The organism is Kitasatospora sp. NPDC029312, assembly GCF_055569215.1.
In genome coordinates this window covers 40,989-56,077 of record NZ_JBVHXY010000040.1, presented here as the reverse complement: position 1 = coordinate 56,077, position 15,089 = coordinate 40,989, and the positions used below count along the sequence as shown (strand labels likewise).

The 15,089-nt window shown below is 71.9% G+C and carries 9 protein-coding genes; 3 read left to right on the top strand and 6 right to left on the bottom strand.

The window, feature by feature from the left end; translation table 11 throughout:
* Positions 1–66: 66 nt before the first annotated feature.
* A complete protein-coding gene (gene mmsA / locus ACZ4WV_RS27570; protein WP_465751254.1) occupies positions 67–1,614 on the top strand; it encodes a multiple monosaccharide ABC transporter ATP-binding protein in 1,548 nt (515 codons plus the stop codon).
* 3 nt (positions 1,615–1,617) lie between these two features.
* The gene (gene mmsB, locus ACZ4WV_RS27565) at positions 1,618–2,853 is read left to right on the top strand and encodes a multiple monosaccharide ABC transporter permease (RefSeq protein WP_465751252.1); all 1,236 of its coding nucleotides are present in this window, start codon (positions 1,618–1,620) and stop codon (positions 2,851–2,853) included.
* Between the two features lie 90 nt (positions 2,854–2,943).
* On the opposite strand, the gene ACZ4WV_RS27560 is transcribed toward mmsB, so the two are convergent.
* From ACZ4WV_RS27560 to ACZ4WV_RS27550, 3 genes are all read right to left on the bottom strand, one after another.
* Positions 2,944–4,383, bottom strand: a complete 1,440-nt coding sequence (locus tag ACZ4WV_RS27560; protein WP_465751249.1) for an amino acid permease — start codon at positions 4,381–4,383, stop codon at positions 2,944–2,946.
* Positions 4,380–5,111: a FadR/GntR family transcriptional regulator gene (locus tag ACZ4WV_RS27555; protein WP_465751248.1), complete on the bottom strand. Its 732-nt coding sequence runs from the start codon at positions 5,109–5,111 to the stop codon at positions 4,380–4,382. The genes ACZ4WV_RS27560 and ACZ4WV_RS27555 overlap by 4 nt, the downstream gene beginning before the upstream one ends.
* Positions 5,112–5,227: 116 nt before the next feature.
* On the bottom strand, positions 5,228–6,103 hold the full coding sequence (locus ACZ4WV_RS27550) for a helix-turn-helix transcriptional regulator (RefSeq protein WP_465751246.1): 876 nt from the start codon (positions 6,101–6,103) through the stop codon (positions 5,228–5,230).
* Between the two features lie 144 nt (positions 6,104–6,247).
* On the opposite strand from ACZ4WV_RS27550, the gene ACZ4WV_RS27545 reads away from it, so the two are divergent.
* A complete protein-coding gene (locus ACZ4WV_RS27545) occupies positions 6,248–7,051 on the top strand; it encodes an alpha/beta fold hydrolase (RefSeq protein ID WP_465751244.1) in 804 nt (267 codons plus the stop codon).
* A 99-nt stretch (positions 7,052–7,150) separates the two neighbouring features.
* Here ACZ4WV_RS27545 and pntB read toward each other — a convergent pair whose 3' ends face one another.
* The 3 genes from pntB to ACZ4WV_RS27530 form a co-directional block, all read right to left on the bottom strand.
* Positions 7,151–8,611, bottom strand: a complete 1,461-nt coding sequence (gene pntB, locus ACZ4WV_RS27540) for a Re/Si-specific NAD(P)(+) transhydrogenase subunit beta (RefSeq protein WP_465751242.1) — start codon at positions 8,609–8,611, stop codon at positions 7,151–7,153.
* Between the two features lie 5 nt (positions 8,612–8,616).
* On the bottom strand, positions 8,617–10,188 hold the full coding sequence (locus ACZ4WV_RS27535; protein WP_465751240.1) for a Re/Si-specific NAD(P)(+) transhydrogenase subunit alpha: 1,572 nt from the start codon (positions 10,186–10,188) through the stop codon (positions 8,617–8,619).
* 281 nt (positions 10,189–10,469) lie between these two features.
* Positions 10,470–14,846: a ricin-type beta-trefoil lectin domain protein gene (locus ACZ4WV_RS27530; protein ID WP_465751238.1), complete on the bottom strand. Its 4,377-nt coding sequence runs from the start codon at positions 14,844–14,846 to the stop codon at positions 10,470–10,472.
* Positions 14,847–15,089 lie beyond the last annotated feature (243 nt).

Here is a 15,089-nt window from a genome sequence, read left to right as displayed (position 1 = left end):
CCGGGGCTCGCCCTGGGACCGGGCGCTCCCCCCACCACACCGCCCCGAACGATACGGACGCACACCATGGCCGGACCCGTCCTCGAAATGCGATCGATCAGCAAGTCGTTCCCCGGCGTCAAGGCGCTGTCCGAGGTCAACCTGACCGTCCCCGCCGGCGAGGTGCACGCCGTCTGCGGTGAGAACGGCGCCGGCAAGTCCACCCTGATGAAGGTGCTCAGCGGGGTGCACCCGCACGGCAGTTACGAGGGCGAGATCCTCTTCGAGGGCGAGCTCTGCCGGTTCAGGGACATCCGGGCCAGCGAGCAGCGCGGCATCGTCATCATCCACCAGGAACTCGCGCTGGTGCCGTACCTGTCCATCGCCGAGAACGTCTTCCTGGGCAACGAGCACGCCTCCCGGGGCGTCATCAGCTGGCACCGGACGCTCACCCACGCCGGTGAACTGCTGCGCCGGGTCGGCCTGGACGAGAGCCCGCACACCAGGGTCGCCGATCTCGGCGTGGGCAAGCAGCAGTTGGTCGAGATCGCCAAGGCGCTCGCCAAGCGGGTCAAGCTGCTCATCCTGGACGAGCCGACCGCCGCGCTGAACGACGAGGACAGCCGCAAGCTGCTCGACCTGATCCTCGAGCTCAAGGCGCAGGGCGTCTCCTGCATCGTCATCTCGCACAAGCTGAACGAGGTCGCCCGGGTCGCCGACTCCGTCACCATCCTGCGCGACGGGCAGACCATCGAGACCCTCGCCGTGGGCCCTGACGGCATCTCCGAGGACCGGATCATCCGCGGCATGGTCGGCCGCGACCTGGAGCACCGCTACCCCGAACGCACTCACGACATCGGCGAGATCGCCTTCAAGGTCGAGGACTGGACCGTGCGGCACCCGATCGACCAGCAGCGCACGGTGGTGGACGGCGTCTCGTTGAACGTGCGGCGCGGCGAGATCGTCGGGATCGCCGGCCTGATGGGCGCCGGCCGCACGGAACTCGCGATGAGCGTCTTCGGCCGCTCGTACGGCCGTTGGGCGGGCGGCCGGGTGCTGCTGCACGGCCGGGAGGCGCGCACCCGCACGGTGCCGGAGGCGATCGGGCACGGCATCGCGTACGTGACCGAGGACCGCAAGCGGTTCGGCCTCAACCTGATCGACGACATCAGCCGGAACATCTCGCTGAGCGCGCTCGGCAAGGTCGCCCGGTTCGGCCGGGTCGACCGGCACGAGGAGAGCAGGGTCGCCGAATCGTTCCGGCGGCAGCTGGACATCAAGGCCCCGACGGTGTTCACCCGCACCGGCACGCTCAGCGGCGGCAACCAGCAGAAGGTCGTCCTCAGCAAGTGGATATTCGCCGAGCCGGAGGTGCTGATCCTGGACGAGCCCACCCGGGGCATCGACATCGGCGCCAAGGCGGAGATCTACACCGTCATCGCCGAACTGGCCGCCCAGGGCAAGGCCGTGCTCGTCATCTCCTCCGAACTCCCCGAACTCCTGGGCCTGTGCGACCGGATCTACACCATGGCAGAAGGCCGGATCACCGGTGAGGTGGCCCGCGCCGACGCCGACCAGGAATCCCTCATGCGGCTCATGACCATGAGCACCGCATCCCCCAACAAGCAGGTGTGAGGCATGGCCCAGACCGAGATCATCCCGGACTCCACCCAGCACGGCCCGGCGGCCGGCCCGACCCCGTCCGTCGGTTCCGTCCTGGCCCGCACGCTGCGCGGCAACGTGCGCCAGTACGGCATGCTGGTCGCGCTGGCCCTGATCGTGCTGCTGTTCCAGATCTGGACCGGCGGCATCCTGCTCCAGCCGCTCAACGTGACCAACCTGATCCAGCAGAACGGCTACATCCTCATCCTGGCGATCGGCATGATGATCGTCATCATCGCCGGGCACATCGACCTGTCGGTCGGCTCGCTGGCGGCCTTCGTCGGGGCGGCCGCCGCGGTGATGATGGTCCAGCACCACCTGCCGTGGCCCGTGGCGATGCCGGCCGCGCTGGTGATCGGCGGGCTCGCCGGCGCCTGGCAGGGCTTCTGGATCGCCTACCTCGGGATCCCGTCGTTCATCGTCACCCTGGCGGGGATGCTGCTGTTCCGCGGCGGCACCCAGATCCTGCTGCAGGGGCAGTCGGTCGCGCCGTTCCCCAAGGGCTTCCAGAGCATCAGCAGCGGCTTCCTGCCCGAGGTGGGCCCACACACCGACTACCACAACCTCACCGTGCTGCTGGGGCTCGCGGTGCTCGCCGTCGCGGTCCTCCAGGAGCTGCGCGGACGCCGGCGGACCGCCTCATACGGGCTGGCGGTGCTCCCGCTCGGGCTGTTCCTCGTCAAGCTGGCCGCGATCACGGCGGCCGTGGTGGTCTTCACCCTGCTGCTGGCCAGCTACCACGGCGTGCCGATCGTCCTGCTGATCCTCGGTGCGCTGCTGGTCGGCTTCGGCTACCTGATGCGCAACTCGATCATCGGCCGGCACACCTACGCCATCGGCGGCAACGAGGCGGCCGCCGAGCTGTCCGGGGTGAAGAGCAAGCGGGTGGTCTTCCTCGCCTTCACCACCATGGGCGTCCTCGCGGCGCTCGCCGGGCTGGTCTTCGCCGCGCGGCTCAACGCCGGTACGCCGCAGGCCGGCATCAACTTCGAGCTGGAGGCGATCGCCGCCGCCTTCATCGGCGGCGCCTCGGCCAGCGGCGGCGTGGGCACCGTCCTCGGCGCGATCATCGGCGGGCTGGTGCTGGGCGTGCTGAACAACGGCATGTCGCTGGTCGGCGTCGGCACCGACTACCAGCAGGTGATCAAGGGCCTGGTGCTGCTCGCGGCCGTGGGCTTCGACGTCTACAACAAGCGGCGGGCCGGTTCCTGACCGGGCCGCCCGGCGGGGACGGGACGCGAATGCCCTCGAAGTCCGCTCAGTCCCCGTCCGGGTCCCGGCGTTCCGGGCCGGCGGCCCGGTTCAGCCGTCGGTCCGGTCTGCGGGCCGCGCGAGTCGGCCGCGGATCGCGTACCAGCCGGCGACGAGCGCCGCAGCGATCAGCGGTATGCACAGCACGGTGGTGCGCCCGGCGCCGCCGTCGGCGTACATCAGGACCGGGACGGAGGCGAGGAAGGCCAGCGTCACGAGTTCGGTCCAGGGCGATCCCGGCAGTCGGTAGCCGGGGCGGGTCAGTTCGCCGTCCCGGGTCTTCCGCCAGAAGAGGAGGTGGCAGACCATGATCATGCCCCAGGTGACGAGGATGCCGAGCGCCGCGAGGTTGAGCACGATCTCGAACGCGTCGGCGGGCACCACGAAGTTGAGGCCCACCCCGAGGACGCACATGCCGCTGGTGAGCAGGATGCCGCCGTACGGCACCTGACTGCGGCTCATCCGGGCGGTGAAACGCGGGGCCGACCCGTTGACGGCCATCGACCGCAGGATGCGGCCGGTGGAGTAGAGGCCGGAGTTGAGTGAGGACATCGCAGCGGTGAGGACGACGAGGTTCATCGCGCTGCCGGCCGCCGGCACGCCGAGGTGGGAGAGCACCGTCACGAAGGGGCTCTGGCCGGCCGTGTACTTGTTCCACGGCAGCAGCATCGACAGCAGCAGCACCGAGCCGACGTAGAACAGGCCCACCCGCCACATGATCGAGTTGATCGCCTTCGGCATGATCTTCTCGGGGTTCTCGGTCTCCCCGGCCGTGACGCCGACGAGTTCCACCGAGGCGTAGGCGAAGACGACGCCCTGGACGATCAGCAGCATCGGAAGCAGGCCGTGGGGGAAGACGCCGCCGTTGTCGGCGATCAGGGACGGACCGGGCACAGCGCCGTCGACGGGGTGCCGGGTGACCAGCAGGAAGATCGCAATGCCCATGAACACGACCAGCGCGCCGACCTTGACGATGGCGAACCAGAACTCCAGCTCACCGAAGATCCGCACCGAGATGAGGTTCACGGTGAGCACCACGGCCAGGGCCACGAGGGCGATCACCCACTGCGGGATGTCGGAGAACAGGTGCCAGTAGTGGGTGTAGGTGGCCACCGCGGTGATGTCGGCCATACCGGTGGTCGCCCAGTTGAGGAAGTACATCCAGCCCGCGGTGTAGGCGCCCTTCTCGCCCAGGAACTCCCGGGCGTACGACACGAAGGCGCCGGAGGAGGGGCGGTAGAGCACGAGCTCGCCGAGCGCGCGGACCACGAGGAAGGCGAAGGCGCCGCAGACCGCGTACACGAGGAAGAGCGAGGGCCCGGCGTCGGCGAGCCGTCCGCCGGCGCCGAGGAAGAGGCCGGTGCCGATGGCGCCGCCGACGGCGATCATGTTGATGTGCCGGGGCTTCAGGGACTTGCGGTAGCCGGCGTCGCCGGCGTCGACGTGAGGGGTCGTGGGGCGCTTCTCGTCTTCGAGGAACTGCTCGCTCACGCCTCGGTTCCGCCTTCTCTCGGGGTGGCCGCGCGCCGGCGGCGCACGATGTCGGTCAGGGTCGCCTCGACGCGGCGGAGGTGGTGGGACATCGCCTCGACGGCGTCGGCCTCGGAACCCTCGATCAGCGCCCCAACGATCGCCCGGTGCTCGCGGTTGGACTGCTCGCGCCGGCCGCCGAGTTCGTTGCGGAAGGCCGACTGACGCGCCAGTGCGTCCCGGATCTCCTCGATGACCCGGCGGAACACCGGGTTGCCGGAGGCCTCGGCCACCGCCAGGTGGAAGACGGTGTCCAGCGCGAGCCACGCGGTGGTGTCGGTCTCCCACTCCATCCGGTCGACCAGGTGGGCCAGGTGGGCCAGGTGCTCCGGGGTGCGGCGCAACGCGGCGTACCCGGCGACCGGGATCTCGACGTGCCGGCGCACCTCCAGCAGGTCGCCGGCCGCGTAGTCGCCGAAGGTGGGGTCCTCGACCGTGTTCGCCGCGACGAAGGTGCCCTTGCCGGTCCTGGAGACGGTCAGACCCATGGCCTGCAGCGCCCTGAGCGCCTCCCGCAGCACGGGCCGGCTGACCTCCAGCGCGCGGCACAGCTCCGCTTCCGAGGGGAGCTTGTCCCCCACCGCGTACTCGCCGCGCTCGATGGCGCTGCGAAGGTGGCCGAACACCGCTTCCGTGGCACTGACACGCCGTGGCACCGGTCTGACTGTCTGGCTGTCTGACAGGATCACGGGCCGATCCTGTGGCCAGCGCCGGGCGGTGTCAAGGCACCGCTTTTTGGTGACGGCGGGTCCGGGCGGTTCTCCACCGGGCGGAGCACACCCCACCGCTCGGTCGGCGCAGCCGCCTATCGGCCGGCTGCGCCGTGGACCGACCGCCAGGCGGCGGGTGGCACCCCGGTCTGGCGGCGGAAGAAGGTGGTGAAGTTGCCGACGTCCCGGAAGCCGAGGCGTCGGGCGCAGCCGCCGACCGGGAGGTCGGTGTGGGCGAGCAGCCGCTTGGCTTCCAGCAGGATGCGCTGGTCGAGGAAGGCCTTGGCGCCCGTACCGGTGGCGGCGCGGGTGGCCCGGGTGAGGGTGCGCGGGTCGTAGCCCAGGGCGCGTGCGTGGTCGGCCACCTGGTGCCGGCTGGTGAAGTGCTCTTCGACGGCATCCCGGTAGGCCCGGAAGACCGCCATGTGCCGGTCGCCGGCCGGCGCCGGCGCGGCCGGGCCCGCCGCGGCGGGCAGCGCGCGCAGGAGGAGCGCCGCGAGGAGGTGGGAGAGCAGCGCCGGAGCCGCCAGGGCGGGTGTGCGGGATGCCGCGTCGTGCTCGCGCCGGAGGTGCTCGGCCCCGAGCAGGGCGAGGTCCAGCCGTTGGCGCTCGAGGTGCCAGCACGCCGGAGCGGCGGTCTCGGCCGCCGTGAAGCCCGGGAGGAACCCGGCCCGGAACAGGATCAGGGGGCCGTCGCAGCCGTCGACGTCGCTCCAGCGGTGCACCGTGCCGGGCCGGATCCACACCGCACTGCCCTCCTGGAGGCGGTAGCCGTGGAAATCCGCCTCATGGGCGCCGGTGCCGGAGCCGACGAGGGCGAAGACGTGGAAGTCCGGGCGCTGCGGGAGCACGCGACGGCGGGCGGAGTCCATGGACCGCAGCGCGGCGAAGTCGAGGACCTCCACACCGTACGGCGAGCCGACGGCCGGCACGTAGCGCAGCTGCCGTACGGCACTCTGTCCGTTTACCACAATCGGTACGTCCCTTTCCACCGCGGCCCGGGTGTCGTCCCGCCTACGGTCATGACTGCCCGGTCAAGCGGGCTCAAGACTACCGATGCGGGACCGCTGCGGCGAGGCTCCGGTCGCGCGCGCGGCGGATGGAAAGGTGCAGTGATGACGGAAACCACAACGACGGTGACCGTGGCCGGCGGCGGCAGCCTGGAGGTGCGGGTCGCGGGACAGGACGGGCCGGCGCTCGTGTTCGCCCACTACTGGGGCGGGTCCGCCGGCACCTGGGACGCGGTGATCGACCGCCTGCCGGCCGGGCGGGCCACCGTCCGCTTCGACCAGCGCGGCTGGGGGACGTCACGCGCGCTGCCCGGGCCGTACCACCTCGACCAGCTCGCGGACGATCTCGCCCGGGTGGTCGACGCGTGTGTGCCGTGGCCGTTCGTCCTCGTCGGTCACTCCATGGGCGGCAAGGTGGGTCAGCTCCTCGCGGGCCGCCGACCGGCCGGGCTGGTCGGCCTGGTGCTCGTCGCTCCCGCGCCGCCGCAGCCGCCCGCCACCGTCACCGAGGCCTACCGGCAGGGCCTGTCCCACGCGTACGACTCGCCGGAGGCGGTGCGGCACGCCGTCGACCACGTCCTCACGGCCCTGCCGCTGCCCGGCCCCGTGCGGGCCGCCGTGGTGCGCGACAGCCTCGCCGCGGGGGCCGAGGCCCGGGAGGAGTGGCCGCTGCGCGGAATCGCGCAGGACATCACCGCCCGGGTACGCGCCATCGACGTCCCGGTGGCGGTGCTGGCCGGGGAGCACGACCCGGTGGAACCGCCGGCGGTGCTGCGCGAGTGCCTGCTGCCGCACGTCCCGCAGGCGACGCTGACCACCGTTCCGGGCGCCGGACACCTGCTTCCGGTGGAATCCCCGGACGCCGTCGCGATCGCCCTCGGGGATTTCCTCACCCGCCTCCGGCCCTGACCGGATTCCCCCGAACGGGTGCTGCGGTCGCCCCGGCGCCGTCCGGCGCCGGGGCAGTTCCGGGACAGTGGTGTCCCACCCGGGTACGGCCGTGCCGCGCTACCGCGCCGCCGCCCGGCCGGTGGCCGGGACCGGGCCGTCGAGGTCCTGGCCGGGGAGGGCCCGGAGGATCGCCTCGACGCTCTGCTTGGCGTCGCCGAAGAGCATGCTGGTGTTCTCCCGGAAGAACAGCGGGTTCTGCACCCCCGCGTAGCCCGAGGCCATCGAGCGCTTGAAGACGATCACCTGTTCGGCCTCCCACACCCGCAGGACGGGCATCCCGGCGATGGGGCTGCCGGGGTCCTCGGTGGCGGCCGGGTTGACGGTGTCGTTGGCGCCGATGACCAGGACGACCGAGGTCGCGGCGAAGTCGTCGTTGATCTCGTCCATCTCCAGGACGATGTCGTACGGCACCTTCGCCTCGGCCAGCAGCACGTTCATGTGCCCGGGCAGGCGGCCGGCGACGGGGTGCACGCCGAAGCGGACCTCGACCCCGCGCTCGCGCAGCCGGTGGGTCAACTCCGCCACCGGGTGCTGGGCCTGGGCCACCGCCATGCCGTAACCGGGGGTGATGACCACCGACCGGGCCTGGTCGAGCAGCCGGGCGACCTCCTCGGCATGGATCTCGCGGTGCTCGCCGTGCTCCTCGTCCCCGCCCGACGGCGCCTCGATGCCGAAGCCGCCGGCGATCACGGACAGGAAGGAGCGGTTCATGGCCTTGCACATGATGTACGAGAGGTACGCACCGGAGGAGCCGACCAGCGCCCCGGTGACGATGAGCAGGTTGTTGTCGAGCAGGAACCCGGAGGCGGCCGCGGCCCAGCCGGAGTAGCTGTTCAGCATGGAGACGACCACGGGCATGTCGCCGCCGCCGATCGAGGCGACCAGGTGCCAGCCCAGGGCGAGCGCCAGGACGGTGACCGCGATCATCAGCACCGGGCCCGGGACGGCGGTGAACCAGACCGTCAGGCCCACGAACGCGGCCAGCGCGCCCAGGTTGAGGGCGTTCTTCCCGGGCAGCGTCAGCGGACGCGAGGCGATCCGGGCGGACAGCTTCAGGAACGCCACGATGGAGCCGGTGAAGGTGACCGCGCCGATGAAGACGCCGATGAAGACCTCGGCGTGGTGGATGCCCAGCAGGTCCCCGGCGATCCGGGTCTGGGCGGACCCGTGGGACTCGACCTCCAGGTAGCTGTTCCAGCCGACCAGGACGGCGGCGAGGCCGACGAAGCTGTGCAGGACGGCGATCAGTTCGGGCATCTGCGTCATCTCGACCCGCCGCGCCCGCCACAGCCCGGCCGCACCGCCGAGCGCCATCGCGAGGACGATCAGCGCGACCGCGCCGGCGGTGATGCTCTGCGCCGCCACCACGATGGTGGCGACCAGGGCGAGGGCCATGCCGGCGATGCCGTAGACGACGCCGGCCCGCGAGGTCCGGTGCTGGGAGAGCCCGGCGAGGCTGAGGATGAACAGCAGCGCGGCGACCAGGTCCGCGGCGTGCGAGGCCGTCGTGGAGGACATCGGGCTCAGCGCCTTTCGGGGGAGGTCGAGAACATCGACAGCATGCGGCGGGTGACGGCGAAGCCGCCGAAGATGTTCACACTCGTCAGCAGCACCGCGATGAAGGACAGCACGGTGACGACGCGGCTCTCGTGGCCGATCTGCAACAGGGCGCCGATCACCACGATCCCGGAGATCGCGTTGGTCACCGACATCAGCGGGGTGTGCAGGGCGTGGTGCACCTTGCCGATGACGTAGTAGCCGATGACCACGGCCAGCGCGAACACCGTGAGGTTCTGGGCTAGTTGGGCCGGTGCGAAGGCCGTCAGCAGGAAGGCCGCGAGCATCCCCGCGCCGATCAGGCCGAAGCGTGCCGCCGGAGTGAGGCGGGGCCGCTTCGGCTCCACCGGCGCGGGGGCGGAAGCGGCGGGCTGCGCGGCCGGAGCGGCCGACACCGCCACGGGCGGCGGTGGCCAGGTGATCTCGCCGTCGCGGACGACCGTCACGGCCCGCTGGACCACGTCGTCGAAGCCGAGGGCCAAGCGCCCGTCCCGGCCGGGCGTCAGCAGCTTCAGCAGGTTCACCAGGTTGGTGCCGAACAGCTGCGAGGCCTGCGCGGGCAGCCGGGCCGCCAGGTCGGTGTACCCGATGATGGTGACGCCGTTGTCGGTGACCACCGTCCGGCCCGCCACCGTGCCCTCGACGTTCCCGCCCTGCGCGGCGGCCATGTCGACGATGACGCTGCCGGGCCGCATCGCCGCCACGTCCTCGGCGGTGACCAGCCGCGGGGCGGGCCGGCCGGGGATCAGCGCGGTGGTGACGATGATGTCCACGTCCTTCGCCTGCTCGTGGTAGAGCGCGGCGGCGGCGCGGTCGTACTCGGCGGAGGTCGCCTTGGCGTACCCGTCGACGCTCGCCTCCTGGGCGACCTCCACGGCCAGGTACTCGCCGCCCAACGACCGGACCTGATCGGCGACTTCGGGCCGTGGGTCGGTCGCGCGGACGATCGCGCCCAGGCTGGACGCCGCGCCGATGGCGGCGAGCCCGGCGACGCCGGCGCCGGCGACCAGGACCTTCGCCGGCGGCACCTTGCCCGCGGCGGTGACCTGGCCGGTGAAGAACCGCCCGAACACGTGGGCCGCCTCGATCACCGCCCGGTACCCGGCGATGTTCGCCATCGAGCTCAGCACGTCCATCGACTGCGCCCGCGAGATCCGCGGGACGGCGTCCAGCGCGAGCGCGGTGACGCCGTGGGCGGCCAGCGCCTTGAGCAGCTCGGGGCGCTGGGCGGGCGCGATGAGGCCGATCAGGGTGGCGCCCCCGCGTAGCCGGGCGATCTCGGCGTCCGTCGGGGCGTTGATCTTCAGGACCACCTCCGCCGCCCAGGCGTCGCCGATGCGCGCCCCGGCCTCGACGTAGGCCGCGTCGGTGAAGCCGGAGGCGGCGCCGGCCTCCGGCTCGACGACGACCTCGTAGCCGAGATCGAGCAACTGCTGCACCGTCGTCGGTGTCGCCGCGACGCGGGCGTCCCCGCTGGCCGACTCGGCGACCACGCCGATGCACCGGGGTGGGGGTTGGGTCGGGACAAGTGCAGACATGTCTGGTGTCTCTCTCGTCGAAAGCGCTGCTGACCGGGGGATCCGCGGCAGGGAGACGATCCCGGCCGTTGGTCGAAGGAACCTACCTCCTACCCAGTCTGCGAACCGATGGCGCGAACCAGTGACAAGCCTCACTCACCTTCGTGGACGATGGCCGGAAGCCGCCGGGCGCGGCTGGGCCCCGGCGGTCTGCCCGCGCGGGAAGGCCGACGGAAGCGGAAGGCCCCGGCCGCCCCCGGGGAGGGGGCGGCCGGGGCCGCTGAACGCCGGGCTGACGGGTGTCAGCTCAGCTGGGTCGGGACGGGGCGGTCCTTGCCGATGGAGCGGACGCCGCCCGGGGTGAGGGCCTCGGCGAACAGCTGGACGTCGGCGACCCGGCCGGCGGTGTACTCGCCGTAGGAGCCCTGGTACTTGCGGCGGCCGATCTGCACCGGTCCGCCGGCGTTCCACACCGTGCCCGTGTAGTCGGCCGCGGCGGCCGTCTCGTCGTTGACGTACAGCTTCAGCTGCTGGCTGTCCGCGTCGAAGACGCCCACCAGGTGGTACCAGGTGTTGGTCTTCGGGCTGAGCGGCCCGGTGGTGGGGCCGTAGGCGCTGGTGAAGTTTCCGGCGGTGTCGTCGGCGTGGCCGTGGCCGTGGCCGAAGGCGAAGGCGTGGGCGCCGCTGGAGTAGTACAGCTGGAGGCCGTTGCCGGTGGTGCCGGACTGCGAGACGAAGCTGGAGTTGTTCGTCAGGCTGGTCAGCTTCACCCAGGCGGACACGGTGTAGCTGCGGCTGGTGTCGAGTGCCGGGCCCGGCGTGTCGGCGAACGCGGTGGTGCCGTTGAGGGCGAGCGCGCTGCCGCGGTCCGGGTCGGCGACGACGGCGGCGGTGCCGTAGAGCGTCAGGGCTCCGTCGGTGCGGACGCTGTCCTCGGTGCTGTCCAGCTTCCACCAGGCGGTCGGCTGGTGGACGTGCCCGATGGACACCGGGGCGGCGAACTGGGCCAGGCCGCCGGCCGCCGCGGCGCCCGGGTACTCGACCAGCCGGCCGGAGCCGCTGCCCGCGTAGAGCGCCGGGAAGCCGGTGCCCTGGACGTCGCCGGGGGAGGCGACGGTCGGATAGTCCTTCTCGCCGACGCCGAGCGGAAGCACCGGCTGGGCGGCGGGCAGCACGTTGCCGCTGGTGGCGGCCCACTTCTGGTCCGCGATGTTCATGCAGTCGTAGATGATCACCTGGGTGCGCGGGTTGCGGTTGCTCGCCGTGTCGGCCAGGCAGCGGCCGGACTGCGGGTTCTTGAGCGTGCCCGGGTACGGGCCGGGGACCCACTGCTGGGCGCCGGTGTTGTTGCACTGGTAGAGCTGCACCGGGGTGCCGTTGTCGGTGCCGCCCTTCACCACGTCCAGGCACTTGCCGATGACGTGCACGGTGTTGTCGGCCCCCAGGGTGAACGTCTGGGCGTCGGTGCCGTTGCAGGTGTACATCTGGGCGGGGGTGCCGTTGGCGGTCCGCGCGTGGTCGATGTCCAGGCAGAGGTTCTTGTTCGCGGTGTCCAGGATGCCGGAGACCAGCGCCGCGCCGGTCGGAGCGGCGATCCGGGTGGTCGGGACGCCGCCGGCGAAGGTCAGCGGGAAGCTGCTGACCGCGCCGGTGGTGTCGTTGCGCGCCCACAGCGTCGGCACGCCGTTCACGGTGCCGGGCGCCAGCAGGGTGACGTTCGACCAGTCGCCGGTGCCGATCCGCACACCGGCCGCGAGGTTGCAGCCGGCCTGGAAGGTGCCCGGGAAGTACCAGAGTTCACCCTTGTCCACGGTGATCAGGTCGGGGGCGTCGGCGAAGCCGGCGAGCTTGCCGGGGGCCAGGATCTGGCTGACGTTGTTCCAGGTGCCGTCCGAGCCCTTCGCCGGGCAGCTGCCGGAGTTGCGGATCGGCACGACGTTCTGGGTCAGGGTGAAGTGGCCGCTGGTGCCGCCGGGGGTGATGGCGTCGTTGGGGTAGAGGTAGAGCTCGTGGGTGGCCTTGTCGTAGGCGAACAGGTCGTCCACGTTGGTGCCGGTGGCGGTGCCCCGGTGCGCCACCAGGTAGTTGTTCCAGCCGGTGCCGTCCGGGCTCTGCGCCTTGGCGGAGACGGTGACGGGCGGGGCGGCCGGGTCGGCGTTGCCGCGCACCAGGACGAGGTCACCGCCGGTGGTGGGGGCGACGAGGTCGGGCACGGCGTCGCCGTCGACGTCGCCGGCGGTCACCTTGGTGTTCGGGTTCCAGGGGGCGAAGAAGCTGTACTGGCCCACCGTGCCCTGGGTGTTGCCCGCGTTGTCGACGGCCCGGACGAACAGGGTGTGGGCGCCCCACTGGGCGGCGCTGAGGACGACCGGGATCTCGGCGGTGGCGGTGCCGCCGCCGGCCTGGACGGCGTCGACCTTGGCGGCGCCGTTGGCCGGGATGTTGACGTCCAGCGCGTACTCGAAGCGGTCGATGCCGCTGCTGACGCAGGAGCCGCGGGTGCAGCCGGTCGGCGTCGGGTCGTTGGCGCTGACGGCGACCTTCACCCCGGTGTCACCGGCGTGGCCGGTGGGGGCGTGGTCGCTGCCGAGCGGCGGGAACACCGGCGACTCGGTGAAGGTCGGCACGCTGGGCGCGCTGAGGTCCACCTTGAAGTAGCAGTTCGGGGACCAGCCGCTCATCAGGGTGTCGTCGTCGGCCCGCACGTGCCAGCCGTACTGGTGACCGTCCGCGACCTTGAAGCCGATGTTCTGGCGGGTGGTGCCGCCGTCGCTGACCCAGCCGCTGACGGGCGAGCCCTTCCCGGCGGAGTTCCCGGCGGAGTCGGCGGTCTTGGTGTCCCACACCTCGTACCGGGCGCGCAGGTTGACGCCGCTCATGTCGGTGCCGAGATGCGCGTTCAGGGTGATGTCGGAGGTGTCGCCGGCCAGACCGGACTGACCGATCCAGCCGGGTTCGGCGCCGTCGCAGCCGTTGCTCGAGGGCGAGACGGCGGCCGGCGTGGTGCCCAGCTTGTCCGGCACCCGCGGCGCGATGTCGAAGACCGTCGTCAGGTACGGGTTGTTGGCGAAGCGGATGAAGTCGTTGTTGCCGGACGACTTCGACTCGTTGCCGAATAGCCCGAAGGTCCAGCTGTCCTTCTCGCCGGCGAGCTTCCTGATCTGCCCGGTGACCTCCCAGTTGGCGTCGTGGTCGCCGCAGTGCTGGGAGGGGTTGGAGCTCTTCACCTTCTGGGTGCCGCCGATGTAGCCGTCACCGCTCACGTCCGGCTGGTGGTTCCACGTGGTGGAGCCGCTGATCCCGGTGACCGTCGCCAGCTTGACGTCGGTCTCGTTGTCGCAGTCGAAGGAGGCGCCGTACGTCGAGGTGAGGTGGACCGTCGACTTGGAGATCACCATGGCCTTGGTCAGGTTGCCGATGTCGATCTCGAAGTAGGCGCGGTTGAGGCCGTAGCAGTCCTTCCAGTGCTGGTAGCCGACGCCTTCGCCGTTGTCCTGGGCGTCGTCGTACGCGCTCTGCGACGGGCAGCCCTCCTTCACCGTGATGAAGTGGCTCTTCTTGCTGGTGATCGGGCTGGTGTACGGGTCGATGTACACCGGCCACACCGTGGCGGGGTCGGTGAGCAGGCCGGCGTCCGGGACGAGCGTGAGCGCGCCGGCCGAGCTGGTCACCGCGATCGGCCGCACCTGGGCGGCGGTGCCGGGCTGCTCGGCGGTGGAGGTCGTGGCCGGCTGGGTGGAGGCGGTCGGCGCGGTGGTCGGTGCGGCGCTCGCACCGCCCGCGCCGTCCGTGGCCGCGGCCGGGGCCGCCGCGAAGGCGGCCTTCGGGGCGGCGGCCGCCTTGAGGGCCGCGGACTGCGGCGCCGCGGACGGGGCCGCAGTCGGCGCCGCGGTCGGCGCAGCGTCGGGAGCCGTGCGGGCGGAGTCCCACATCAGCGGCGTGGGGGAGCGGAAGACGGCCGTGCCGTCGGCGGTGGTCGCGGCCACCCGTCCGTCGGCGTCCGCGTTCAGCTTCAGGCCGTCGCTGGTGGCGGCCGTCAGGCGGAGCGCGGCGAGCGCCGGGTTCGCGGCGGCCTTCGCGTCGTGGACGATCAGCACCTCGTGGAAGCCGCCCTGGTCGGTGCTGGTGACCTTGAGGTCGACGCCCGGCAGCACCCCGTCGTACTGCGCGGTGTCACCGCTGACCTGCGGCGCGGGCAGCGGGAACGGCAGGGTGTACGAGAGCCGGTGGCCCTCGGCGTCGGTGAGGGTGGCCAGCGGGCCGCTGCCGCCGCCGGACAGCGCCAGCCCGGAGGGCGTCGCCTTCGGCGAGAGGCTGCCGTCGGCGTTGCGGACCAGCGCCGCGTCCACCGCCGCCCAGCCGTCGCCCCGGCGGACCCGGGCCGGCTGGAGGTGGGTGGTGACGCTGAAGGTGCCGTCGGTGTTGGCGACGGTCTCGTCGGTCGCGGTGGTGAGCCGGTCGACGGTGACCGGTTTGCCGGTGCGGACGGCCTCGGCTTTCGCGGCGGCCAGCGGCGAGGCCGCGGCGCTGCCCGCCGCGGCTCCGGCGTCGGCCGGCACGTCGTCCGCCAGCGCCGGGCCGACGGTGCCGAGCAGCAGCCCGGTGACCACCGCCGACACCGCCAGGCGGCGTGTCGGTATTCGGGCCGGATGCCTCCGGGCGCGGGTGCGCTCCCCCATGTGTCGTCGTCCTTTCGAGGACCGGAAGCGGCCACGGGCGCCCCGCTGTGGTTCTTCTCACAGAACGGGGCGTCACAAGGGCCGCCTTGTGTCGGAATTGCGGCCGTTCCGCCCGTCTCCGACCACTTCGTGAACGTCATGGCGAACCTGTGTGACGGATGGGGACGGTGTGACCGCTGGGGAAGGGTATTGCTGACTCTTTGTCATGGCAATACGGTTCCAGCCGGGCCGAGGACGGCCCGT

Coding starts and splice junctions, on each gene's coding strand:
- ACZ4WV_RS27530 (WP_465751238.1), bottom strand. CDS start 14,846: ATGGGGGAGCGCACCCGCGCCCGGAGGCATCCGGCCCGAATACCGACA.
- mmsB (WP_465751252.1), top strand. CDS start 1,618: ATGGCCCAGACCGAGATCATCCCGGACTCCACCCAGCACGGCCCGGCG.
- pntB (WP_465751242.1), bottom strand. CDS start 8,611: ATGTCCTCCACGACGGCCTCGCACGCCGCGGACCTGGTCGCCGCGCTG.
- mmsA (WP_465751254.1), top strand. CDS start 67: ATGGCCGGACCCGTCCTCGAAATGCGATCGATCAGCAAGTCGTTCCCC.
- ACZ4WV_RS27545 (WP_465751244.1), top strand. CDS start 6,248: ATGACGGAAACCACAACGACGGTGACCGTGGCCGGCGGCGGCAGCCTG.
- ACZ4WV_RS27535 (WP_465751240.1), bottom strand. CDS start 10,188: ATGTCTGCACTTGTCCCGACCCAACCCCCACCCCGGTGCATCGGCGTG.